The organism is Kribbella polygonati (assembly GCF_050320105.1).
In the GTDB taxonomy this organism is placed as follows: domain Bacteria; phylum Actinomycetota; class Actinomycetes; order Propionibacteriales; family Kribbellaceae; genus Kribbella.
The window spans coordinates 948517-970869 of sequence record NZ_CP190129.1 but is presented as its reverse complement, the minus strand read 5'-3'; the positions used below and the strand labels follow the sequence as shown (position 1 = coordinate 970869).

29 protein-coding genes are annotated in these 22353 nt (G+C 70.0%); 15 read left to right on the top strand and 14 right to left on the bottom strand.

Annotation, left to right across the window (positions count from 1 at the left end; translation table 11 throughout):
- Positions 1–4: 4 nt before the first annotated feature.
- Positions 5–346: a hypothetical protein gene (locus tag ACQHIV_RS04655; protein WP_427891996.1), complete on the top strand. Its 342-nt coding sequence runs from the start codon at positions 5–7 to the stop codon at positions 344–346.
- A 207-nt stretch (positions 347–553) separates the two neighbouring features.
- Positions 554–1096, top strand: a complete 543-nt coding sequence (locus tag ACQHIV_RS04650; protein WP_427891994.1) for a flavodoxin domain-containing protein — start codon at positions 554–556, stop codon at positions 1094–1096.
- 157 nt (positions 1097–1253) lie between these two features.
- Here ACQHIV_RS04650 and ACQHIV_RS04645 read toward each other — a convergent pair whose 3' ends face one another.
- The 4 genes from ACQHIV_RS04645 to ACQHIV_RS04630 all read right to left on the bottom strand — a co-directional run bounded on the left by ACQHIV_RS04645 (position 1254) and on the right by ACQHIV_RS04630 (position 4438).
- Entirely contained in the window at positions 1254–1907 is a 654-nt protein-coding gene (locus tag ACQHIV_RS04645) for a response regulator (RefSeq protein ID WP_427891992.1), read from the bottom strand.
- Positions 1908–2027: 120 nt separating this feature from the next.
- Positions 2028–2960, bottom strand: coding sequence for a universal stress protein (locus ACQHIV_RS04640; RefSeq protein WP_427891990.1), 933 nt, complete (start codon positions 2958–2960; stop codon positions 2028–2030).
- A 9-nt stretch (positions 2961–2969) separates the two neighbouring features.
- Positions 2970–3881 carry a universal stress protein gene (locus ACQHIV_RS04635; RefSeq protein WP_427891988.1) on the bottom strand — a complete coding sequence of 304 codons (912 nt, stop codon included), beginning with the start codon at positions 3879–3881 and terminating at the stop codon, positions 2970–2972.
- Positions 3878–4438 (bottom strand): hypothetical protein, encoded by a 561-nt coding sequence (locus ACQHIV_RS04630; RefSeq protein ID WP_427891987.1) that lies wholly within the window; start codon positions 4436–4438, stop codon positions 3878–3880. Before ACQHIV_RS04630 ends, ACQHIV_RS04635 begins: the two co-directional genes overlap by 4 nt.
- 180 nt (positions 4439–4618) lie before the next feature.
- On the opposite strand from ACQHIV_RS04630, the gene ACQHIV_RS04625 reads away from it, so the two are divergent.
- The gene (locus ACQHIV_RS04625) at positions 4619–5494 is read left to right on the top strand and encodes a universal stress protein (RefSeq protein ID WP_427891985.1); all 876 of its coding nucleotides are present in this window, start codon (positions 4619–4621) and stop codon (positions 5492–5494) included.
- Positions 5495–5513: 19 nt separating this feature from the next.
- Here the strand turns inward: ACQHIV_RS04625 and ACQHIV_RS04620 are convergent, their stop codons facing one another.
- Together ACQHIV_RS04620 and ACQHIV_RS04615 are read right to left on the bottom strand one after the other, a co-directional pair.
- A complete protein-coding gene (locus ACQHIV_RS04620; protein WP_427891984.1) occupies positions 5514–6428 on the bottom strand; it encodes a PEP/pyruvate-binding domain-containing protein in 915 nt (304 codons plus the stop codon).
- Between the two features lie 132 nt (positions 6429–6560).
- A complete protein-coding gene (locus tag ACQHIV_RS04615) occupies positions 6561–7193 on the bottom strand; it encodes a TetR/AcrR family transcriptional regulator (protein WP_427891982.1) in 633 nt (210 codons plus the stop codon).
- A 72-nt stretch (positions 7194–7265) separates the two neighbouring features.
- Here ACQHIV_RS04615 and ACQHIV_RS04610 point away from each other — a divergent pair, with 72 nt between their 5' ends.
- From ACQHIV_RS04610 to ACQHIV_RS04600, 3 genes are all read left to right on the top strand, one after another.
- Positions 7266–7661 carry a Dabb family protein gene (locus ACQHIV_RS04610; RefSeq protein ID WP_427891981.1) on the top strand — a complete coding sequence of 132 codons (396 nt, stop codon included), beginning with the start codon at positions 7266–7268 and terminating at the stop codon, positions 7659–7661.
- 75 nt (positions 7662–7736) lie between these two features.
- Positions 7737–8192, top strand: coding sequence for a hypothetical protein (locus ACQHIV_RS04605; RefSeq protein ID WP_427891979.1), 456 nt, complete (start codon positions 7737–7739; stop codon positions 8190–8192).
- On the top strand, positions 8192–9037 hold the full coding sequence (locus ACQHIV_RS04600; RefSeq protein ID WP_427891977.1) for a hypothetical protein: 846 nt from the start codon (positions 8192–8194) through the stop codon (positions 9035–9037). Before ACQHIV_RS04605 ends, ACQHIV_RS04600 begins: the two co-directional genes overlap by 1 nt.
- Here ACQHIV_RS04600 and ACQHIV_RS04595 read toward each other — a convergent pair.
- Positions 8930–9316, bottom strand: a complete 387-nt coding sequence (locus ACQHIV_RS04595; RefSeq protein WP_427891975.1) for a winged helix-turn-helix transcriptional regulator — start codon at positions 9314–9316, stop codon at positions 8930–8932. The genes ACQHIV_RS04600 and ACQHIV_RS04595 overlap by 108 nt on opposite strands.
- Positions 9317–9400: 84 nt before the next feature.
- On the opposite strand from ACQHIV_RS04595, the gene ACQHIV_RS04590 reads away from it, so the two are divergent.
- A complete protein-coding gene (locus tag ACQHIV_RS04590; RefSeq protein ID WP_427891973.1) occupies positions 9401–10225 on the top strand; it encodes an alpha/beta fold hydrolase in 825 nt (274 codons plus the stop codon).
- Here ACQHIV_RS04590 and catC read toward each other — a convergent pair.
- From catC to ACQHIV_RS04565, 5 genes are read right to left on the bottom strand one after another with little or no spacing between them, the layout of a single operon-like run.
- Positions 10218–10508 (bottom strand): muconolactone Delta-isomerase, encoded by a 291-nt coding sequence (gene catC / locus ACQHIV_RS04585; protein WP_427891971.1) that lies wholly within the window; start codon positions 10506–10508, stop codon positions 10218–10220. The two genes, ACQHIV_RS04590 and catC, sit on opposite strands and share 8 nt — an antisense overlap.
- Positions 10508–11644 carry a muconate/chloromuconate family cycloisomerase gene (locus tag ACQHIV_RS04580; protein WP_427891969.1) on the bottom strand — a complete coding sequence of 379 codons (1137 nt, stop codon included), beginning with the start codon at positions 11642–11644 and terminating at the stop codon, positions 10508–10510. Before ACQHIV_RS04580 ends, catC begins: the two co-directional genes overlap by 1 nt.
- Complete coding sequence (gene catA, locus ACQHIV_RS04575) at positions 11644–12489, bottom strand: catechol 1,2-dioxygenase (protein ID WP_427891967.1); 846 nt, start codon at positions 12487–12489, stop codon at positions 11644–11646. The genes ACQHIV_RS04580 and catA overlap by 1 nt, the downstream gene beginning before the upstream one ends.
- Positions 12490–12500: 11 nt before the next feature.
- Entirely contained in the window at positions 12501–14048 is a 1548-nt protein-coding gene (locus ACQHIV_RS04570) for a 4-hydroxyphenylacetate 3-hydroxylase family protein (protein WP_380199844.1), read from the bottom strand.
- On the bottom strand, positions 14045–14599 hold the full coding sequence (locus ACQHIV_RS04565) for a flavin reductase family protein (protein WP_427891965.1): 555 nt from the start codon (positions 14597–14599) through the stop codon (positions 14045–14047). Before ACQHIV_RS04565 ends, ACQHIV_RS04570 begins: the two co-directional genes overlap by 4 nt.
- A 125-nt stretch (positions 14600–14724) precedes the next feature.
- Here ACQHIV_RS04565 and ACQHIV_RS04560 point away from each other — a divergent pair, with 125 nt between their 5' ends.
- Positions 14725–15540, top strand: coding sequence for an IclR family transcriptional regulator domain-containing protein (locus ACQHIV_RS04560; protein ID WP_427891963.1), 816 nt, complete (start codon positions 14725–14727; stop codon positions 15538–15540).
- Here ACQHIV_RS04560 and ACQHIV_RS04555 read toward each other — a convergent pair.
- The gene (locus ACQHIV_RS04555; protein ID WP_427891961.1) at positions 15537–16415 is read right to left on the bottom strand and encodes a LysR substrate-binding domain-containing protein; all 879 of its coding nucleotides are present in this window, start codon (positions 16413–16415) and stop codon (positions 15537–15539) included. The two genes, ACQHIV_RS04560 and ACQHIV_RS04555, sit on opposite strands and share 4 nt — an antisense overlap.
- A gap of 78 nt (positions 16416–16493) precedes the next feature.
- On the opposite strand from ACQHIV_RS04555, the gene ACQHIV_RS04550 reads away from it, so the two are divergent.
- From ACQHIV_RS04550 to ACQHIV_RS04520, 7 genes are read left to right on the top strand one after another with little or no spacing between them, the layout of a single operon-like run.
- Positions 16494–17675, top strand: a complete 1182-nt coding sequence (locus tag ACQHIV_RS04550; protein WP_427891959.1) for an acetyl-CoA C-acetyltransferase — start codon at positions 16494–16496, stop codon at positions 17673–17675.
- A complete protein-coding gene (pcaD, locus tag ACQHIV_RS04545) occupies positions 17672–18442 on the top strand; it encodes a 3-oxoadipate enol-lactonase (protein WP_427891957.1) in 771 nt (256 codons plus the stop codon). The genes ACQHIV_RS04550 and pcaD overlap by 4 nt, the downstream gene beginning before the upstream one ends.
- Positions 18439–19212, top strand: a complete 774-nt coding sequence (locus tag ACQHIV_RS04540; RefSeq protein ID WP_427891955.1) for a CoA transferase subunit A — start codon at positions 18439–18441, stop codon at positions 19210–19212. The genes pcaD and ACQHIV_RS04540 overlap by 4 nt, the downstream gene beginning before the upstream one ends.
- 1 nt (position 19213) lies before the next feature.
- Positions 19214–19840, top strand: coding sequence for a CoA transferase subunit B (locus ACQHIV_RS04535; protein ID WP_427891953.1), 627 nt, complete (start codon positions 19214–19216; stop codon positions 19838–19840).
- Positions 19830–20300, top strand: a complete 471-nt coding sequence (locus ACQHIV_RS04530) for a nuclear transport factor 2 family protein (RefSeq protein WP_427891951.1) — start codon at positions 19830–19832, stop codon at positions 20298–20300. Before ACQHIV_RS04535 ends, ACQHIV_RS04530 begins: the two co-directional genes overlap by 11 nt.
- A gap of 54 nt (positions 20301–20354) precedes the next feature.
- Complete coding sequence (locus tag ACQHIV_RS04525; protein WP_427891949.1) at positions 20355–21059, top strand: FadR/GntR family transcriptional regulator; 705 nt, start codon at positions 20355–20357, stop codon at positions 21057–21059.
- A 5-nt stretch (positions 21060–21064) separates the two neighbouring features.
- Positions 21065–21892 (top strand): sterol desaturase family protein, encoded by an 828-nt coding sequence (locus tag ACQHIV_RS04520; protein ID WP_427891947.1) that lies wholly within the window; start codon positions 21065–21067, stop codon positions 21890–21892.
- 33 nt (positions 21893–21925) lie between these two features.
- Here ACQHIV_RS04520 and ACQHIV_RS04515 read toward each other — a convergent pair whose 3' ends face one another.
- Positions 21926–22282 carry a YciI family protein gene (locus ACQHIV_RS04515; RefSeq protein ID WP_427891945.1) on the bottom strand — a complete coding sequence of 119 codons (357 nt, stop codon included), beginning with the start codon at positions 22280–22282 and terminating at the stop codon, positions 21926–21928.
- Positions 22283–22353 lie beyond the last annotated feature (71 nt).

Genomic DNA, 22353 nt, shown 5'->3' with positions numbered 1-22353 from the left:
AGGGATGAGCACGCAACTGCAGCAGGAGATCGACCGTTGGGAAGGGCAGCTCGACGACCTCGCCGAGACCGGCGAGGCCGACGACTGGTTCCTGGAGGAGCGCCGGCTCGCCGAGGCGCAGCAGACCGTCGTCGCGTACCGCGGCCGCATCCTGCCGCTGCTCACGAAACCCGAGGACCGGTACGTCGCGACCGAGATCGAACACCTTGTCGACCGCCTCGAGGACCTCCGCAACGACCTGTTCCGGACCGTCCACCCGGTCACCTCGCACCAGGAGATCGCCGAAACCGTCGCCGCCCTCCGCGCCCTGGTCCAACTGGCCCTCCGCCTGGAGCCCACGCCATGAAGCTTGCCGCAGGGCGCGCGTTGGGGAGGATCTTGCTCCCGAACCCCTCGCGCCTCGCCTCACCGAGTCGTGGCGAATGGCGCAGCCCCCCTTCACCGAGTCGTGGACAACGGCGCCGAACCACAACCCCTATCCACGACTCGGCGAACAGGGTCCTTCGGCTCTGCCTGACGGCGGGGCTTGTTGAGCTGATTGAAGGAGGCCGAGATGTCGAAGAAGGTTCTGGTGGCGTACGCCAGCAAGATGGGAGCGACCGCCGGCATCGCCCAGGCGATCGGCGACGAACTGCGCGCGCACGGGCACGACGTCGACGTCCTCGACGTCGCCCGCGTCCAGGACATCACACCGTACGACGCCGTGGTCCTGGGCAGCGCGATCTACCTCAGGCGGTGGCGACGCGAAGCCGTGCACTTCCTACGGCACCACGTCGACGAACTGCGCCAACGCCAGGTCTGGCTGTTCCACAGCGGCCCGGTCGGTCCCGACAAGGACCAGGACCAGGCAATGCCGCCCGCCGTACGCCACCTAGCACACCAGATCGGCGCGACCCCCGCAGTCACGTTCGCCGGCCGCCTCGAGCAGGACACCGCCACCGGCTTCCTGGCCCGCCGCCTCGCCACTGGGTCGCTGGCCGGTGATGCCCGTGACTGGGACAAGATCCGCCGCTGGTCGGCCGACATCAGCGCCGCGATCGAAGCCACCCAACGCAGCACCTGGCACCGCCCACCGGCCGGTCACTTCCTCGGCTGATCACCCGGTGCAACCGGGCGTCGCCACCGGCCCATCTGCTCACCGTTGGTGAGTACGCCGCGCTCGGCGAGGACGACTGCGGCCGCTCCGAGCTCATGGAAGGCAACCTTGTGATGTCGCCGAGTCCGAGCCCGGACGACAACAGGGCCGACCTCCACTAACGGCGTTGCTGCTTCCGGTCGTGTTCGAGGGCGAAGACGGCGGCTTCGGTGCGGCGTTCGACGTTCAGTTTGCGCAGGAGTGAGGAGACGTAGTTCTTGACCGTCTTCTCGGCCAGATACAACGACTGCGCGATCTGGCGGTTGGTCTTGCCGGCGGCGATCTCGGCGAGGATGCGCCGCTCTTGGTCGGTCAGCGCCGCGTACCGCGGGTCCTCGGCCTCCGCCGGATGACGGAGGCGTTCCAGGACCTTCGCGGTCATGCTCGGGTCGAGCAACGACTCCCCCGCCGCCAGCCGCCGTACGGCGTCCACCAGAGCCTGGCCATGGATCTGCTTCAGCAGGTACCCGGACGCACCGGCCATGATCGCGGTGAACAGCGCCTCGTCGTCGGAGAACGACGTCAACATCAGACACGCCGGCGGCTCCGCCATCCTCGAACGCACCTCCCGGCACACGCTCACCCCGTCCCCGTCGGGCAGCCGGACATCCAGCACGGCAACATCCGGCCGAACGGCGGGAATCCGCGCGACCGCCTCCGCCGCCGTCCCCGCGTCGCCGACCACCTCGATGTCCGGCTCCGCCTCGAGCAACTGATGCAGCCCCAGCCGCACCACCTCATGATCGTCGAGCAGGAACACCCTGATCCCCATCACCGTCTCCTTCTGCCCCGGATCCCCACCGGGCACCACCCCAGCATCCCCCGCCACGCCCCCACCCACCAGGGACCTCGGTCCCACCCCACCCAGGACCTTCGGCACGGCCCTGCGCCCTCAGCGAACCACCGCGTCACGACGCGGTACGACCTGCCGCTCGCCGTCGGTCAGCCGGTGCGGTACGACGGCGACCGGGCAGGTCATCGCGGCCAGCGAGCGCCGCGCCACCGGATCGACGGGCAACACGCCGCCGTGCGCACCGACGACGACCAGCCCGACCGAGCTGCTCTCGTGGACGAGCGCCGCCGCCGGCGGCCGGCTGCTCAGGAACCGGGTCACCTTCACGTCCGGGAACCGGCTGGTCCACGGCGCGAGCGTCTCCGACAGCAGGTAGTCGGCCCGGCTGATCCACGAACACTCCGGATCCTCCTCGGACCACGCCCGCTCCGCCGGCAGCCCGGCATGGACGACGGTCAGGTCGCCGTCGCGTCCCGCGGCCTCCCCGAACGCGAACTCCAGCGCCTCGGCCGACAGCGCCGTACCATCGATGCCGACAGCAACCTTCCGGTCCAGCACCGACGGCCGCCACGACAGCGGTACGACGACGACCGGGCAGCCGGCCCGCGCCGCCAGCCGCAGATTCGCCTGCGTGTGCAGCAACCGTTGCGGCCCGCGGCTGCGGGATCGGCCGACCACCAGCATCCGCGCGTTCCGTGCCGCGTGCGCGAGTACCCGCAGCCGGGACCCCTGTTCGGTGACCGCGGCCAGCTCGGTCGCGGACCCGTCGCGATACCGGACGTGCGCGACCGCGGCCCGTACGGCGGCGTCGGCCAACTCGCCCGGCGGCACGGGAGCGTACTGCGGCGGCGAACCCGGCGCAGAGTCGTGGACGGGGTCGGGAGCGGGGTCGTGCGTGGAGTACGGCGCGATCAGCACCAGCTTGGCGCCGACCCGCAGCGCCTCGGCGCACGCGTAGTCCACCACGCGCAGGTTCTCCGCGCTGCCGTCGACCTCGACCACGACAGGTCCGGTCCGGTTCCAGGTACTCATCGTTCTCCCTCAGACAGGTACGACGGCCAGCGGGCACGCCGCGTGGTGCAACACACCGCGCGTCACGGAGCCGAGGAAGGCAGCCGCGACCCGCGCATGGTGGTGAGCGCCGACGACCAGCAACTGGGCGTCGGCCTTCGCGGCACCGTTCAGTACGCCGTCGACCCGGTGCCCCCGCCGTACGTCGACCTCGAAGTCCACGTCCGGGTACTTCTGCTGCCATTCGGCGACCACGTTCTCGAAGTGCCGCTCGGCCCTCTCGCGCAGGCCGTCGTCCACGTTCACCGCCTCCCAGCCGTACAGGCCCGGCAGGTCGAAGACGTGCACGATCCGGACCGGGACCTTCCGCTCCCGCGCGGCGGTGATCGCGAACTCGAGCACCGGGGCGCCGTCGTCGCCCTGGTCCAGCGCCACCACCACGGCCCCGGCGTGGTCGGACGGCTTCCAGCGGTCCGGCACAATCACCACCGGAACCGTCGTCCGCGACACGACCGCCTCCGACGTCGATCCGATCAGCAGCCGCTGGAACGTCCCCATCCCCCGACGCCCGACCACCAGCATCCGGCTCTCCGCCGCCGCCTCGGTGAGTGTCCGGGCGGGCGGCCCGACCATCAGCTCGGCCTCGTGGTCGAGCACGCCCTCGCCGTCGTCCGGGCTCCCGTCCAGCCCTTCGCCGAGACCCGGGCCTCCTGCCTTGTCCCGCCGCTCGTCCAGATAGGTCTGCACGGTGTTGACCAGCTCCGTCGCCTGGTCGTCGACCAGGTCCGGCGGAACACCTGCAATGGTCCGGATCCGCTCGTCGATCACGTGCACCGCCTGGAGGGGCTCCTGCCGGAGCAACGACTCCTGCAAGGCCCACTCCAGCGCACCGGTGTCACGCCACGAGTCGTCGAACCCTACGTGGATCACCGGCTTGGTCATCGCAACCACGGGTACTTCCGGACGAAGTCCAGGCCGCTCCACCACTTACCGAGACCCCACACGTTGCCAGCAGCAACCAATGCGAGGACCACGACCGCGACCGCGCCGAGGATGTGGTCGTCCAGCACCGGGTTCGTGGTCGGCGGCAGGTTCGAGGACCACATCAGCAGGTACAGCAGTACGCCGCTGACGGCAGCGACCCGCATCCCGATGCCCAGCGTCAGCGCCAGCCCGATACCCGCCAGCGCGACCATGAACAGCGGGCTCACCCACCAGTCGCCGGCCAGCGAGTGGTAGAACCCGGACAGCGGGCCGGTCGAACCCTTCAGGAGCCCGGCCGTCACGTCCGCGCCGTCGATCCAGGCCTTGCCCGACTTGGTCGAGTACCCGAGACCGAACAGCTTGTCGAAGAACGCCCACAGGAACGTGAGCCCGTAGACGATCCGCAGTACGGCCAGCGCACGCCCGGCCGACGTACCGATGATCGGGCGCCGATCACCATCGGGCTCCATCAAGGGAGCAGGGAGGTGCTGCCGCCGATGCGGCGTTGTGGTCATGATGCCGTCCTTCCGATCGATCCGACGCCTTCATCGTCGAACCTCCCGAAGGCATCGGTCAGAGCCGTTCTCACCCCAGCTACCTGCCGAACGGCCCTGCCGGACCGGGACGTCCGCCACTGCCCACGCCGCCTCCGCCGGACGACGCTGAGGTCCGGACCAAGCAGACCGGAGGCCACCATGACGACACATCCCGCACCGATCGTGATCGGGTACGACGGCTCGCCCGGCAGCGTGTCCGCGCTGGACTGGGCCGCGGCCGCGGCCGGCCGCGCGCTGGCACCGCTGCGGATCGTCGAGGCGTTCGAGCTCGTCATCGTCACCCGCCCGTCCCCCGGGTACGTCGTACCGCTCGAGGCGGTCCGGACGGCCCGCCAGAACCGGCTCGACGAGCTCGCCGCGAAGCTCCGCCTGGAGCATCCCGACGTACGTGTCGAGACCGGCCTGATCGGCGGCGCCGCCGCGAAAACCCTCGTCGACGCGGCCCGGGACGCCCGGCTCGTGGTCCTCGGGTCCCGCGGACTCGGCGGCTGGAGCGGCCTGCTGGTCGGCTCGGTCGCCGTCCAGGTGACCGCCCACGCGACCTGCCCGGTCGTGGTCATCCCGCACGACTTCCAACCGCGGACGCAGGAAGGACCGACCGTGGTCGTCGGTGCCGACGGCTCCAAGTACTCCGCCCGCGCCATCGACTTCGCCTTCGACCAGGCCGAGTCACTGCACGCCCGGGTGGTCGCGGTCCACGCGTGGACCACGCCGTACCTGACGTACCAAGACGGCGAGTCGATGCTCGAGTTCGACGAGGACAAGGTCCGCGAGGAGGCGCGGCTCCTGGTCGCCGAGTCGGTGGCCGGCGCTGACGCCGAACACCCCGACGTACCGTGGACCAGCGACCTACCGACGGGATCAGCGGGCCAGGCGCTCGTACGGCACTCCGAGTCCGCGGACCTGGTCGTCGTCGGCACCCGCGGCCACGGCGGATTCACCGGACTCCTGCTCGGATCGGTCGGCCAGAACGTCCTGCACCACACCCACTGCCCGATCGCCGTAGTCCACTGAGCCTCGCCCCGCGTCGGCCTCAGCGGACCTCCAGGACGTACAGCTCGCCGGTGTGGCCGTCCTTCGCCCAGTCGAGCGTCGTCGGGTGGCGGAAGTGGCCGTCCGACGCGACCGACCAGCGGGCCAGCTGCTGGAGTTCCTCGTCGGTGAGGACCAGGCCGGCTCGTTCGTCCGGCGTGGTCGGGACAGTCCGCGTCCCGCACGGGTCGGCGTACACCGTCTTGGTCAGCTTGGCGCCGCGATGCCGGACGATCAGCGGGCGTGCTCCGGGGTGGACCGAGTACAGGTCGGCGTCCCGGTGCGGACCGATCCCCCAGGATGCGCGCACGCGGACGAAGGTGCTCTCGCCACGCGCCGTACCCGACCCACCGACGTCGGAGCGCACCATCCGCTGCACAACCACCGGCATCGCGACCCGGAGCTGGTCCACTCCCAAGGCCTCGCGGTTGCCGACAGCAACGGTACTGTAGAGCGCGGCGAAGCAACGGCAGGCCGCAAGCACGTCCCGACTGCTGCGCAGATGCAGGAACACCTCGTCCGGCAGCGCCTCAGCCGTCCGCGGACTGCACCGCACGGCAACGTCCGTACCGTCCCCGCCGAGTTCCTCGTACGCCGCAACGATCGCGTCCCCCACCGCCGGCGGCAGCCACGCGTCGCGGAACGCCGACCGGATCCCGGCCGCGGCCACGCCCAGGTCGCGGCCGGCGCGGAACCTCCGGATCGCCCGCGCGATCGTCGGCGCCAGCCGCGCGTCGAGGACAAACTCCTCGTACGCCGCCGCCGTCACCGGGAAACCCTTCGGGACCCGGATCCCCAGCTGCGCCACTTCCGCCAGTCCCGACACCTTGAGCCCGACCTGCGCCGGATCCAGCGCAGCCTTGGCCTCGTCGGAATCCACCTCGCCGTTCAACCGCACGACGTACGCGCTGTCCATAACTCCTCCTACCGCAGCGACGCCCCGGGACAATGCCTCTTGGTGGGTTCCAGACTCGCGCCCCCACACACGGCCGGTCAGGGTCGAAGGTCCCGTTTCAGCCGTGACCCGCCGGATCGAAGCGTTGAGGTTTCAGACCGAGCGTGCTTGCTCTGGTCCGAAGGCGCGTAGGAAGGTCTGTACGGCGTTGTCCGTGACCTCGTCGAGCTCTGACCTGGTGAGCTTGCGGGTGCCGAGGCGGGAGCGGGTCTCCAACGGTGCGGTGAGGAGCGCGCCGAACTGTTCGGCCGCGACGGCGGGATCTGCGATCCGGAGTTTGCCGGCCAGTGCCAGCCGGGCGAGGCGGTCGGCGAGGGCGTCGTTCACCTTGTCGGTCGCGCGGTCGCGGACGATGTCCTGCAGCTCCGGCATGCTTCCGAACTCCGCGTGCAACAGCCGGCGCAACGCCCAGGACTTCTCGTCGCAGTAGCAGTCCGCGAGCTTCCGTCCGACCTCGGTCAGCACCTCGGCCGGCTCGCGGTCCGGGCGGAGCGCGTCGACGGCCGCAAGGTTCCGGGCGAGGGCGTCGTCGGCCAGCGCGGCGACCGCCGCACGGAACAGCGACTCCTTGTCGCCGAAGTGGTTGTAGATCGTGTGCTTCGCGACTCCGGCAGTGGCCGCGACCGTGTCCACGCTCGCCTGCCGGTACCCGTCCCGGGCGAAGACCGTGAACGCCGCGTCCAGGATCGCCTGCCGTTTGTCGATCCTGCCCCGGTTGACCGTCACCTAATCAGGGTAGCCCATCGAACTCTGCCGTACGATAAACTGCACCGGTCAGTGCAATCACAAGGAGGATCGATGATCGTCAATCTGTTGCGGATCCGGTTCAAGGACGGCGTGACCGCCGCGGAGCAGGAGGAGGTGCTCGCGGTGATGCGCCGTACGGCGTCCCTCGGCACCGTCGCGTTCGGTGCCGTCGGCAAGGACTTCGGCAACCCGGCGGACGGGTTCACGCACTCGTACCTGGCCGCGATCCCGGACCTGGACGCGCTGGAGCGGTACATGCACGACCCGGTGCATCTCGCCGGCGACGACCTGATCCTGGACAAGCTCGAGAAGATGAGCGCCGTCCGCTTCACCGACGACGGCGACCCGGAGCTCGGCAAGGCCGTCTACGAGATCGCCAACCGCAAGATGCAGAAGTACCCGGACTGGGCCCGGCGCATCGACGAACTCTTCGGCGACAACGTCTGACCGAGGCGCGCCCCGTCCGGTGCCCGCGTCACCACCCCCGCGGGTGGATAATTCGGGCGATCAAGGGGGTAGGCAATGACCGTAGAGGTAATACGGGCGGGCAGAACCGGACGCCTCGTCCGGCTGGCCGTCGTGGTCGCGGGGATCGGCTTGCTGATCCACGGCACGGTCCGCGGCACGGACGACCTGTGGCCGTTCGGGCCGATGTCGCAGTACGCGATGTCGGTCCCGGGCAACGCCTCGATCGACTCCATCCGGGTCGTGGCGCTGACGGACGCCGGTACGACGGTCGACGTTCCGCTGGACACCAACGGCGCCGGCATCCGGCGTGCCGAGATCGAGGCACGCACCGGCGCGATCGTGGCCGATCCGTCCCTGCTGCAGTCGGTCGCGGACGACTGGGCGCGCCAGCATCCGGACAAGCCCAGGTACGTCCGGCTCGAACTGGTCCGCGACACCACCACGCTGGTGCACGGCCGGGTCTCCGGCCACCCCGCGTCGAAGGTACTCGCCCGCTGGCAGGTGCGGTGATGCGCTGGTTCATGCCACCGGTCGCGCTCGCCCGGATCGCCTGGTTGCGAACGATCCTCTATCTGTTCGTCATCCTCGACATGCACCTCTTCGTCAACGACACCCGGATGAAGGGCCACTCGCCGGAGCTGTACCAGCCGTTGTTCCTGGCCCGGCTCCTCGACCTTCCCAGGCCGAGCGTCCCGCTCACCGACGCGCTGTACGGCGTCCTGATCGTGGCCTGCCTCGTCGGCGCGACGAACCGGCTCCCCCGCCTCGCCGGCTGGGTCGTCGCGCCCGCCTTCACCTGGTGGGTGCTGATCGGGATGAGCGACGGCAAGGTCGACCACGACCATCTTGCCCTGGTCGTGGCATTGTGGGTCCTCCCTACGGTCGGCGCCGCACGGTACGGCGACCCGCGGCCGAGCGAGATCGCCGGCTGGGCGGTGCGGAGCGTCCAGATCGCCGTCGTCGCGACGTACGCACTGTCGGCGCTGGCGAAGATCCGCAGCGCGGGCTGGGCGTTCACCTGGCCGGACAGCTCGGTGCTGACGTGGGCGATCGTACGGCGTCCCAACCCGCTCGGCGTGCGGCTGCTGAACTACCCCTGGCTGCTGCACGTCATGCAATGGGTCGGCTTCGCCGGCGAGATACTGTCCCCGATCGTCCTCTGGCTGCGCGGCCGATGGTTGTTGCTCGCGGCACTGTTCTTCCTGAGCTTCCATGTGGCGAACACCGCGATGCTCGGGATCACCTTCCTACCGACCGTGATCTGCTGGCTGGCCTTCGCGCCCCTTGAACGCCTCGATCTCGGACATGTGGGTTTCGGCCCAGTCACGCAGCATCGCCAGCGGCTCGTCGAGTGAGCGGCCCAGATCCGTCAGCCCGTAATGCACCGACGGCGGCACCGAGTCCTCGACCCGGCGGGTGACGAGGCCGTCGGCCGCGAGCCGCTGCAGGGTCTGCGACAGCATCTTGTGACTCACTCCCGGCATGGCGCGCCGGAGCTCCGAGAACCGTGCGGTCTGCGGGTGCCGCTCTGCCAGCAGCTTCACCGTCATCGACGTCCACTTGTCGCCGATCCGGTCCAGCAGGTGCCGTGTCGGGCACTCGGCCGAGAACAGGTCACCCCTGCGGTCGGTCACCGCCGGCTCACCACCTTTCGCGAAAGTGCCTTCTTGCGGCCGCCGCCGACCCCGGCCAGGCTTGCGGTAACCAAAGGTTACCTGATGAAGGGTGGTTATTCAGTGGACTCCCACCGCGTCAAGATCGGTGCTGCCGAGCTCAACGTACTGACGGCCGGCGAGGGTCCGGGGATGGTCCTCCTGCACGGCTGGCCGCACACCTCCTATCTGTGGCATCGCGTGATCCCGCTGCTGTCGCAGGATCATCGCGTCGTCGCGCCGGACCTCCGCGGCCTCGGCGCGAGCACCCGCACACCCGGCGGCCGCGACGCGGCGACCCTCGCGAGCGACGTGATCCAGCTCCTCGACGCACTCGGCCTCGCCGACGCGACACTGGTCGCGATCGATGCCGCCGTACCGCCCGCCTTCCTGGCAGCACTGCGGTATCCGGACCGGGTCGAGCGACTGGTCCTCATGGAGGGACTCCTGCCGGGCGCGGAGGCGTTCCCGACCCCGTGGTGGTTCGGTTTCCACTCGGTCCCCGGGCTCGCGGAGAGCGTCCTGCCTGGGCACGAGGCGGAGTACCTCGGCTGGTTCCTGACCGGTCCGAGCGTACGGCGTGACATCGGCGCCGACGCCCGCGACAACTTCGTCGCGGCCTACACCGGGCGCGATGCCCTCCGCGCCGGATTCGAGCTCTACCGGGAAGCCGGTAACAACGCGGCGCAGATCCGCGACGCATTGGAGGAGGTGCGGCTGACGGTCCCCACTCTCGCGATCAGCGGCGGCGTTGTCGGCGACGCGCTCCACGCCCAGCTGCTCGAGGTGGCCGACAACCTCACACACGCAGCAATCCCCGACTGCGGCCACATCATCCCTCTCGAACAACCCGAGGCCCTGGCCTCCGCGATGCGGATGTTTGTCAGGTGACGTCGGGTCGGAGCTTTGACGGGTGGTTGGCGAGCGGGGTTACGTGGATGGTCATGTACGGGAACAGGGGCAGGCTGGACAGCAGGGTGTGGAGATCGTCGTTCGAGGCGACGTCGAAGATGCTGAAGTTCGCGTACTCGCCGACGATGCGCCACAGCTCGGGCCAGACGCCCTGTTGCTGCAGTTCGAGCGCGCGCGCCTTCTCGCGGGCGAGCAGGTCGGTGCGGGTCTCGGTCGGCAGGTCGGGCGGCAGGTGGACATCCATGCGGACGTGGAACAGCATCAGTCCTCCCGGGTGAGGTGGGTACGGCGGAGGGCGGCGACGGCGTCGAGGTCGAGGTCCACGCCCAGGCCTGGACCGTCGGGGAGCAGGAGCGCACCGTCCTGGTAGCGCAGCGGCGTACGGAGGATCTCCTCGGCGAACAGGAGTGGGCCGAACAGCTCGCTGCCCCAGGTCACACCGGGTGCCGCGCAGGCCAGCTGGAGCGAGGCGGCGGTGCCGATCCCGGTCTCGATCGACGTGCCGCCGTGGCACGGGATCCCGGCGGCCGCGGCGATCGCGACGATGTCCCGGGCCCGGCGCAGTCCGCCGACCTTGGTGGTCTTCATCGACCAGATGTCCGCGGCGCGCAGCCTCACGAGCCGGAGCGCGTCGACCGGCGTACGGAGTGATTCGTCCGCCATCACGGGGATCGGCAGCACCCGGTTGAGCTCGGCCAGCGCCTCGACCTGTTCGCCCGGAACGGGTTGCTCGACCAGTTCGACCCCGGCCGCCGCGAGCCGCGGCAGGTAGGACTTCGCGGTCGTCAGGTCCCAGCGGGCGTTGAGGTCCACGCGGACGCCGGCCGACCCGGCCAGCTTCTCGGCGATCGCGCAGATCCGGCGGGTGTCCTGTTCCGGGTCGAGCGCGCCCATCTTCAGCTTGAAGGTCTTGTGCTGCCCCGACCGGAGTTTGGTCAGCGCCTCCTCGACGACGACCTCCTCCGGGTCCGCGCCGAGCGCCCAGGTCACGTCGACCGACGTCCGCGCCAGGCCGCCCAGCAGGACGTGCACTGGTACGCCGAGCGACCGCGCCCACGCGTCGTGCAGGGCGACCTCGAGAGCGCACTTGGCGTACAGGTTGGCGTTGACGTGATCGGCGACGTCCTGCCAGATCGCGGCGATCTCCGACACCCGGCGGCCCGGCAGCAGCGGGGCGACGTACGTGTCGAGGGTGACCTTCATCGACTCGACCGACTCGCCTCCCCACCACGGCCCGCCGGGCACCACGCCCTCGCCCACGCCCACGACACCGTCGCGGGTGTGGACGAAGGCCAGCAGAACCGGCTGGGCGGTCATCGTGACGCGGGCGAACCGGTGCGGCCGCCGGAGGGGTACGTCGATGATGACCGTCTCCAGCCGGTCGATGGTGAGATCCATCAGGCCTGCTCGAGGTCGAAGTCGTACGCCACCCGCCGGACGCCGGTCCCGTCGTCGGCCGGGTCGAGGATCAGCTCGGGTTTGGTCGCCTCCGCGACGTCGGAGTCGAGCCAGTCGCCGCCGGCGAAGTACAGCTGGGTGGTGATCGTGCGATGCCCACCGGCCCGCACCATCAGGTGCAGGTGCGCGGGCCGCCACGGGTGCCACCCGGCCGCCTCGATCAACTTGCCGGTCGGACCGTCGGTCGGGATCTGGTACGGCGCCGGCTGGACGGTCCGGATCTCGAACCGGCCCTGGTCGTCGGTCACCACCACGCCACGCAGGTTGCCGTCCGGAAGGTGCGGCGCGAAGCCCGAGTAGTAGCCGTCCGCGTCCGCGTGCCAGATGTCGACCTCGGCGCCGGCCAGCGGCGTACCGTCGAGATCACGGACCTGACCGCTGAGCACCAGCGGCGTACCTTGCTCGTCCTCGCGATGCGGCAACTCACACGAGGACGAAAGCCGTACCTGGTCGGGAAGGTAGTAAGGGCCTTCGATCGTTCCTTTGGTGCCCTGCTGGGTCGTGGCTGCGACCTCCTCGACGACGTGCTCCACGAACACGTCCATGAAGAGGGGCCATTCGCCGACCTCGCCGACCTCCATCAGCCACGCCTTCGCGGCCTGGAACTCCGGATAGGTCACCTGCTGCGACCGGATGGCGGAGTGCACGCCCTGCAGAACGGCCGTGACCACGGCGCTCACGCGCTCCGGTGCGACGTCGGCAGCCGAGCGTTGCTTCGACTTGAAGTTGGAGCTCGCGTTCGCGCCGGAGCCCGCGGCGGTCGGAGAGTGCTGCACAGTTGTCATCATGCGCTCCTTCAGCGGTTGAGGATCCGGCTGACATCGGTCGGGTTGACCAGGTCCGGCACCGTCCAGCCGTCCAGGTCGTACTCGGCGAGCATGGTCTCGGCGAAGCCCTTCATCGCCGCGGTCTCGCCCTGCGCCTCGGCGGCGAACAGGATCTCCGCCTTGACGTTCTCGTGGTTGCCCGAGTAGTTCCGTTCGTACAGTTCGTGCCGCCCGCCGAACTCGGTGCCGACCGCGTCCCACAGCGCCTTCATCAGCTTGGTCCGCTCGACGGCGTCGTACCCGTTGGAGCCGCGGACGAAGCGGTCCAGGTACGGGCGTACCTCGGGCGTCTTGAAGTCGATCGCGTTCGAGTTCAGGTAGATGAGGCCGGAGGCAACGTCCTGCTGGATGATCTCCTTGACCCGCGGGTACCCGGTGATCATGAACTGGCGGTAGATCAGGCCGTAGTCGAGCTTCGGCAGCACCGTCCCGTTCGGACCCGGGTCGGGGTTCAGGGCCATCGCATCGGCCATGCAGCGGAACAGGTTGCGCCAGCCGATCACTTCACCGACCCGGGTCTGTACGCCGCGGAAGTCCTTGCTGCCCGTGCATTCGAGGGCCTTGAGCAACAGTCCGGCGATGAAGTCGAGCTTCACCGAGAGCCGGATGCAGCCGTGGAACGTGAACCGCGGGATGAACCCGGACTGCGGGAAGAACCCGTTGATCTTGTCCACGTCGCCGTACAGGAAGATGTTCTCCCACGGCACCAGGACCTTGTCGAACACGAAGATGGTGTCGTTCTCGTCCATCCGGCTGGACAACGGGTAGTCGAACGGGCTGCCCATCACGTCGGCCTGCATGGTGTACGACGGCCGGCAGATCAGCTTCACGCCCGGCGCGTCCATCGGGACCGTGCAGATCAGCGCGTACTCCTTCTTCTTGATCGGCAGCCCGTAGTGCGCGATGAAGTTGTAGTTGGTGATCGCGGACCCGGTCGCGACGACCTTCGCACCGGACACGATCACGCCCGCGTCGGTCTCCTTCTCGACCCGCATGAAGATGTCGCCCGCCTCGTCCGGCGGCAGGTTGCGGTCGACCGGCGGGTTGATGATCGCGTGGTTCCAGTACAGGACCTTCTCCTGCGACTCCTTGTACCAGCGCTTCGCGTTCTCCTCGTACGGCTGGTAGAAGTCGGTGTTCCCGCCGAGCGTGCCGAGGAAGCTGGCCTTGTAGTCCGGGCTGCGGCCCATCCAGCCCCAGGTCTGGCGGGCCCAGTGCTCGATCGCGACCCGGTCCTTCTGCAGGTCCGCGGAGCTGTGCGGCGTCCGGAAGAACGGGTGCGTGTAGCCGCCGTTGCCGGTGTCGGTCGGTACGGTGATCTCGTCGTGCGTCGCGGGGTCGTGCAGGGCGTCGTACAGCCGGGCCGTCATCCGGGCCGGGTTGCGGAACGCCGGGTGTTCGGTGACGTCCTTGACCCGTTCGCCGTAGATCCAGATCTCGCGGTCGTCGCGGATCGAGTCCAGGTACTCCGCGCCCGTCATCGGGCGCTTGGTCTGTTGTTCGACCACAGTGGTCATCGAAGGTTCCTTTCGAGCAGTGGCGTGAAGACGGCGGTGGTGTCGAACCAGCCGAAGTCCGGGCAGTCGAGCGAGCCGGACCAGTGGGTCTCGACCGGACCCAGGTAGCGGAACCGGCCGCCGTGGAACAGCAGCGGGTCCCGGGCGGTGATCTCGACCGCGGCCACCTCACCGATCACGATCAGGTGGTCGCCGCCGTCGTACGTCCGCCACGGCCGGCACGAGATCGTCGTGGCCGCGCCCTGGAGCAGCGGAGCGAGCGGACCGTCGACCCAGCCGGGGGTGCGGTCTGCGGGACGCCCGGCGAAGTGCCAGGCGACGTCGAGCTGGTCGTCGGCGAGCACGTTGATCGCGAACGGCTTGCCGTCGAGGTACTGGCACGCCTTCGACGTGCGGGTCAGCGTGACCTGCGCGAGCGCGGGCTCGAGCGATACGGCGGTGAAGGCGTTCACGGTGGCGCCGTGCGGACGGCCGTCCGCACTGGTGCAGGTCACCACCGTCACGCCGGTGGCGAACTGGCCGAACGCGTTCCGGAGTTCTCGCGAGTCCATCAGCGTTACCTCCTCGGATTGTACGCTCTGCGTACATCTCGTACGCTTGGCGTACAGCAAGACCTTGGAGCCAGTGCGGTCGACTGTCAAGAGCTCAACAACTTTTCTCTGGGAGGATGACCCGCATGACTGGGGAGGGAAACGAGCGCGACTACGTGCAGAGCATCGAGCGCGGGTTCGCCGTACTGCTCGCGTTCGACGCCGACCGGCCGAACCCGACGCTCGCCGAGGTGGCGGCCGCGACCGGGCTCTCGCGGCCCGCCGTACGGCGGATCCTGCTCACGCTGCAGCGGCTCGGGTACGTCGCAGCCGCGGGCACCCGGTGGACGCTGACGCCACGGGTACTCACGATCGGCCAGCACTACGCGGCGACGCACACGTTCGTCGAGACCGCGCAACCGCATCTGCTCCGGCTGGCCGAGGCGACCCAGGAGTCGGCGTCGCTCGCGGAGCTCGACGGCACCGACGTCGTGTACGTCGCGCGCGTCCAGGTACGGCGGATCCTCAGCATCCAGATCGACGTCGGCAGCCGTGTCCCGGCGCACGCGACCTCCATGGGCCGGGTGCTGACCGCGTGGGCGGACGCGCCGGTCGTCGACGCCGTGATCGCAGGCGGGCTGCAACGCCTGGCGGCGCACACGATTACGGACGCGACGGCCTTCCGCGACGCGCTGCACAAGGTCAGGCAGGACGGGTACGCCGTTGTCGAGTCGGAACTGGAGGACGGCCTGCTGTCCGCCTCGGTCCCGGTCCACGCACCGGACGGCGGAGTCCTCGCCGCGCTGGCCTATTCCACGACCGTCGGGCGGACCAGCACCGACCAGATCGTGACCAAGATCGTCCCGTTGATGCAGGAGGCCGCAGCCGCGATCACCGCGGACCTACGACTGCTCCGCGGCTCCCGGCAACTCGACGCCACCCCTCGCGACGGATTCTTCTAGACGAGGTTCGCCAGTACGGCGAGTGTGCGGTGCAGGTGTGGTGCCTCGTCGTCCGCGCGGGTCGCGGCGGCGAGTTCGACCGTGGCGCGGCCGGTCAGCGGGCGGTAGGCCACGCCGGGGACCAGCAGCTCCGCCGTCGGCTCGGGTACGACGGCGACGCCCAGACCTGCCGCGACGAAGGTGACCAGCGTCGACGTCTCCGCGACCTCGTGCCGGACCCGCGGCTCGAACCCGGCCTCCCGGCAGCGCGCCCGGACCGCGTCGTGCATGACCGACCGCCCGCCACCGGCATGGATCACGAAGTCCTCGCCCGCCAGGTCCCGCAGTCGCAGGCGCGACCGTCCGGCCAGCCGATGCCCGTCGGGAACCGCGACGATCAGCCGGTCGGCGCGGAGCGTCCGTACCCGCAACGCGTCCTCGTCGACCGGCCGCCGGAGCAGGCCGAGATCGATCCGGCCGGCCAGCAGCGCGCCGGCCTGATCGGGGGCCAGCATCTCCCCCTGCACCGAGACCTCCACGTCCGGAAGCTCCTCGCGCAGGGTCCGCACGAGCTGTGGGAGCAGGCTGTACGTCGCGGACCCGACGCAGCCGATGACCAGCCGGCCCTGCAGCCCCGCCGCCACCCGCTGCGCCTCCCCCGCCGCGGACGAGACGGCCGCGATGATCTGCCGCGCCCGGTCGAGGTAGGCCTTGCCGGCGGCGGTCAGCTCGACCCGGCGCGTCGTCCGGCGCAGCAGCTGCACACCGAGCTCCCCCTCCAGTTGGCGGATCTGCTGGGACAGCGGTGGTTGGGCGATGTGCAGCCGGGCCGCCGCCCGGCCGAAGTGCCGTTCCTCGGCGACGGCGACGAAGTACCGCAGATGGCGAAGCTCCACGATTCATACTCTCAGAGTCTTGATCGAGCGTAAATGAGTATTTCTCCATATCGGTCCGCGCGGCCTACCGTCGAGGGCATGAGCGACGTGGTGATCTGTGAGCCGATCCGTACACCGGTGGGCCGCTTCGGCGGTGCGCTGGCCGCCCTCTCCGCGGCCGACCTCGCCACCGCCGCCCTCACCGAGCTGGTACGGCGGACCGGCCTCGGCGAAGGCGATGTCGACGACGTCGTCCTCGGCCAGTGCTACCCGAACGGCGAGGCGCCCGCGATCGGCCGGATCGCCGCCCTCGATGCCGGCCTCGGTACGTCGGTGCCCGGCGTCCAGGTGGACCGCCGCTGCGGCTCGGGCCTGCAGGCCGTGCTGTACGCCGCCGGCATGGTCGCGACCGGCGCCGCCCGGGTGGTTGTTGCCGGGGGCACCGAATCCATGTCGCAGGTCGAGCACTATGCGCTCGGGCTGCGGACCGGCGTCCGCGGGAACGTCGAACTGAACGACCGCCTGGTCCGCGCCCGCGAGACCGCCGGCGGGAAGTACCACCCGGTCCCCGGCGGAATGCTCGAGACCGCCGAGAACGTCCGGCGCGAGTACGGGATCTCCCGTGCCGAGCAGGACGAGTTCGCGCTCCGCTCCCACCGGCGCGCGATCGCCGCCCAGGCCGAGGGCCGCTTCGCCGACGAACTGGTGCCGGTGGCCGGTGTGACCGCCGACGAACACCCGCGGGCCGACACCACGCTGGAAAGTCTCGCCAGGCTGCGACCGGTGATGCTCAAGGCAGACTCCGAGGCAACCGTGACCGCCGGGAACGCGAGCGGCCAGAACGACGGCGCCGCGGTGTGCGTGGTGACCACCCGCGACGAGGCCGAGCGCCGCGGTCTCCGGCCGCTCGTCGCGCTCCGCTCCTGGGCGGTCGCCGGTGTCGGCCCGGAGGTGATGGGGATCGGACCCGTACCGGCCGTCGCCGCGGCGCTCGCCCGCGCCGACCTGACCCTCGACGACCTCGACCTGATCGAGCTGAACGAGGCCTTCGCGGCACAGGTACTCGCGTGTCTGCGGGAATGGAAGGTCGATCCCACCGACGAGCGCCTGAACCCGAACGGCTCCGGCATCTCGCTCGGGCACCCGGTCGGCGCGACCGGCGCCCGGATCCTCGCCACGCTGTCGCACGAACTGCACCGTCGCGGCGGGCGCTACGCGGTGGAGACGCTGTGCATCGGCGGCGGCCAGGGCATCGCCGCGATCTTCGAGGCCGTCCGATGACCGACGTCGCCCATGTCGTCAGCGGCCGGGCGGACGCGCCGACCGTCGTACTGGCCAACTCGCTCGGGTCCACCTGGGAGATGTGGGACGCCAACCTCGCCGCCTGGGAACAGCACTTCCGGGTGGTCCGCTTCGACACCCGCGGCCACGGGCGCTCACCGGTCCCGGCCGGCTCATACGACATCGACGACCTCGCCGACGACGTCGTCGTACTCCTCGACCGGCTCGGCGTCGAGCGGGCGCACTTCGTCGGCCTCTCGCTGGGTGGGATGACCGGGATGCGGCTCGCCGCGCGCAACCCGGAGCGCGTCGACCGGCTGGTGGTGCTGTGCACCGGCGCCCGCCTCGAACCGGCCTCGGCCTGGTTCGAGCGCGCCGAACTCGTCCGCGCGAAGGGTTCCGAGGCGGTGGCGGAAGCCGTCGTACGCCGGTGGTTCACTGCCGCACTGTTGGAGTCGGATCCGTTGCTGCGCGAGCGATCCGAGGCCATGGTGGCGGCCACCCCCGCCGAGGGGTACGCGTCGTGCTGCGAGGTGATCGCGACCATGGACCTGCTGCCCGACCTTGCGGGCATCAGCGCTCCCACCCTGGCGGTCGCCGGGGCCGACGACCCGGCCACTCCCCCTTGGCAGCTGGAGCGGATCGCGAGCTCGGTTGCTGACGGCAAGCTTCTGGTCGTGCCGGGCGCCGCGCACCTGGCTGCCGCGGAACGACCGGACCTGATCAACCCGGCCGTGGTCGCGCACCTGCTCGGGAGCGCCGAATGAGCGTGGACAAGGTCGTCGGGACACCCGCCGACGCGGTCGCGGACATTCCCGACGGCAGCAGCCTCGCCGTCGGCGGCTTCGGGCTGGCGGGCATCCCGTGGTTCCTGATCGAGGCGCTGCTCGAACAGGGCGCCCGGGACCTGACCGTCGTGTCGAACAACTGCGGCGTCGACGGCGCCGGCCTCGGCCTGCTGCTCGAACAGGGACGGATCAGCCGCGTGGTCGCGTCGTACGTCGGGGAGAACAAGGAGTTCGCCCGGCAGTACCTGGCAGGCGAACTGCGGGTGGAGCTGACCCCACAAGGCACCCTCGCCGAGCGGCTGCGCGCGGGCGGTGCGGGAATCGGCGCGTTCTTCACCCCGACGGGGGTCGGCACGCTCGTCGCCGACGGCGGCCTGCCTTGGCAGTACCACCCGGACGGAACAGTCGCGGTGGCCTCGCCGCCGAAGGAGGTGCGGACCATCGGGGGCCGCGAGATGGTCCTCGAGGAAGCGATCGTCACCGACGTCGCGCTGGTCCGGGCCGCGGTGGCCGATCGGGCCGGCAACTGTGTCTTCCACGCGGCCGCGCGGAACTTCAACCCGGTCGCCGCGACCGCCGGGCGGCTGACGATCGTCGAGGCCGAGCAGGTCGTCGAGACGGGCTCGCTCGCCCCGGACTCGGTCCATCTCCCGGGCGTCTTCGTGCAACGCGTCGTACCGCTGACGCCGGAACAGGCCGCCCGCAAGAGCATCGAGAAGCGCACCACCCGACCGCGACCGGAGGCCTGACATGCCGTGGTCCCGTGCCGAGATGGCCGCCCGCGCCGCCCAGGAGCTGAACGACGGCGAGTACGTGAACCTCGGGATCGGGCTGCCGACGCTCATCCCCGAACAGCTGCCGCCCGGCACGGCCGTCACCCTGCAGGCCGAGAACGGCGTCCTCGGCCTCGGCCCGTTCCCGTACGACGACGAGGTCGACCCGGACCTGATCGACGCCGGCAAGCAGACGGTCACGGTTGTCGCGGGTGCGTCGTACTTCGACTCCGCGACCAGCTTCGCGATGATCCGCGGCGGCCACGTCGACGTCGCGGTCCTCGGCGGCATGCAGGTCTCCGGGTACGGCGACCTCGCGAACTGGATGGTGCCCGGCTCGATGGTCAAGGGCATGGGCGGCGCGATGGACCTGGTCAGCGGCGCCCGCCGGGTGATCGTGCTGATGGAGCACCGCACCCGCACGGGCGCCCCGAAGCTGGTCGAGTCCTGCACGCTGCCGCTGACCGGCCGCCGCGTCGTCGACCGCGTCGTCACCGACCTCGCCGTCCTCGACGTACGCCAGGGTTCCTTCGCCCTCGTCGAACTGGCACCGGGCGTTTCCGCCGACGAGGTCAGGGAGGCGACCGCGGCCGATGTCACTTGAGCAACGCGTCCAGCGCCTGGAGGATCTGCACGCGATCGGCCAGTTGCGCGCCCGGTACTGCCAGTTCCTGGACGACCGCCGGTGGGACGACTTGGCCAACCTCTTCACCGAAGACGGCTGCTTCGACGGCCTGTCCCTGGTCCGCGGCCGCGCCGCCCTCCGTACGTTCTTCCCCAACCTCCTGGAAGGACCACTCGACGCCTGGTGGCACTTCAGCTCGAACGAAACGATCGACCTCGACGGCGACACCGCAACCGGCCAGACCTGGCTCTACCAGCCCTGCGTCGTCCAAGGCACCCCCCAAATCGCCGCCGGCCGCTACACCGACTCGATCGTGCGCGAACCCGACGGGGCGTGGCGGTTCGCCGTCCGCCGGGTCCGCTTCTTCTACTGGGTTACTTCCGGCACACCCTGGTTCCCGGGCCGCTACGACTACCCGGCAGCCGACTTGCCTTCGTGAACAACTGGTCCAACCAGTTGACATGTTGCGGAGGCGCCCGCATCCTGGGTCGTCATGGAGGTCACCCCCGTTGTGAGGGCCGCGGTGTCGGACGTCGTGTTCGGGCAGTTGGTCGACGAGATCCTGTCCGGGCGGCTCGCGCCCGGTGCGGTGCTGCCGGCCGAGCGTGAGTTGGCCGAGTCGTTCCAGGTCAACCGGCACGCGATCCGGGAGGCGCTGAAGCGGATCCAGCAGGCCGGGCTGATCCGGATCACGCACGGTGGGAAGACCGCCGTACAGGACTGGCGTACGCATGCCGGGCTCGACGTACTGTCGGCACTGGCCGCGTCCGGGGCGATCCCGCCACTGCGGGTGGTGCGGGACATCGCCGAGATGCGTCGGTGCGTCGCCGCGGATGCCGCGCGGCTGTGCGCTGTGAACGCGACCGAGGAAGAGCTGGCCGCGGTGACGCGGGCGGCTGCGGACTACCCGTCTGCGGGCGGCGCCGAGGTGTTCGCCGGGGACCTGGCGTTCTGGACCGCGGTGGTTGCCGGATCGGGCAACGTCGCGTACCTGCTCGGGCTGAACACCCTGGTGGCCGCCTTCGGCGAGGTCGGCTGGCAGGTCGTCGCGGACCTCGGGCTGGCCGCCGAGTTCGCCGCGGCCGCGGAGCACCGCAAACTCGCCGCGTTGATCGCCGCCCGCGACGCGACCGCCGCACACCGCACCGCGCACCGGTTGCTCAGCCGCTTCGTCGATGCCGTGAACCCGAGGGAGTGAGGACGATGTTCGACCTGATCCTGCACGCGATCCCGGTGTTCGTGGTCTGCCTGGCGCTGGAGGCCGCCTCGTTCTACCTGCTGCCCGACGACGACGAGCTCGGGTACAACCTGCGCGACTCGCGGACCAGCCTGGCCATGGGCATGGGCAACGTGGTGATCAACATCGGCTGGAAGCTGGTGGTCGTCACCGTGTACGCCGCTGCCTACCTGGTCACCCCGCTGCACCTGCCCGCGGGCAATCCGCTGACCTGGGTCGCGCTGTTCGTCGCCGACGACCTCGCCTACTACTGGTACCACCGCGGCCACCACCGCATCCGCGTGTTCTGGGCCAGCCACGTCGTTCACCATTCGAGCGAGTTCTACAACCTCTCAACCGCGCTCCGGCAACCCTGGACGCCGTTCACGTCGCTGCCGTTCTGGCTGCCACTGGCCCTGCTCGGGTTCGCGCCGTGGATGATCCTGCTGCAGCAGTCGATCAGCCTCGTCTACCAGTTCTTCATCCACACCGAGCGGATCGGAACTCTCTGGCGACCCGTCGAACTCGTCCTGAACACCCCGTCCCACCACCGCGTCCACCACGGCTCGAACACGATCTACCTGGACCGCAACTACGGCGGCATCCTGATCGTCTGGGACCGCCTGTTCACCACGTTCGAACCCGAACGCGAACGCGTCGTCTACGGCCTGACCACGAACATCCGCACGCACAACCCACTGCGCGTCGCCACGCACGAGTTCGCCGCCATCTGGCACGACGTACGCCGCGCACCGAACTGGCGCACCCGCCTCAACCATCTCATCCGCGGCCCCGGCTGGTCCCCCCAACCCTGAGCGCCCAGGCGCATCCCCCAGTGCTGCACGAACCTAACCGTCTGCCGCCTCCGCCACCGAACGAGGTGGGTGGACCACGCCGAACTGGAGGTTGCCGGCCGGCATCATCCAGGTCATCACGGTGACGGCAAGGCGGCCGCTCCGGACGGCGGGATCGGCCTCGGCGTGGGACCGCGCAGTCTCCGCGTCGACCGACCAAACAGACAAGCCGCGGTAGCGCTCGTCGTCCTGGTCGACAAGAGGACCGCGAGCAAGGATCAGACCGCGCTCCTGCAGTTCCGCGCCGTAGCCACGATGGCGATCCTGCAACTCGCCGGCTTGCTCGGCGGTCAGGTCAGGCGCGTCAGTGCGCAGCGTCAGCAGGGTCACGGTGTACCGGTCGAATCTCATACCCGCAACCTAGCCCGCCGGTCATGCTCTCGGGAATACATGCGTAGTCATGTTGTTGAACTGCATGCGCA